At 41.8% G+C, this 354-nt stretch carries 1 pseudogene; it reads right to left on the bottom strand.

Annotation, left to right across the window (positions count from 1 at the left end):
* Nucleotides 1-112 precede the first annotated feature (112 nt).
* Nucleotides 113-354, bottom strand: a pseudogene (locus tag HC175_RS21160) (DUF368 domain-containing protein); the annotation flags it as partial.

Raw genomic sequence — 354 nt, 5'->3', positions numbered from 1 at the left:
ATGCTGCAGGTCAAAATTTTCGTAAACGGCTTGAATGCCTTCCGCAGCAAATTTTTGAGTAAAATAGGTTCTGGAGAAGGAGTAGGAGATATTCCTGCCAAGAAGTCCAAATCTACTCATCCTGTTTTTTGTTTTTAAGTTCGGCCCATGCCAGCCATAACACCAATAATGCTCCTGTAATGATTAAGAATATAGCTATCCAGGTATTTGGCTCGTGAAATGCCGGCAGATACCTGTCGTAATTATCGATGATCCTGTTTCCGGTTTTATCGAAAAGAAACAGACCTTCTTCATTTCGGCGAAAAATTGCTTTCTTCCACGGCCACACTACACCCAGGGAACCGGTTATAAAAC

The sequence above is a fragment of the Salinimicrobium oceani genome (assembly GCF_012037645.1).
Note: the sequence above shows the minus strand (reverse complement) of the source record. Positions and strands in the feature narration are given on the sequence as shown.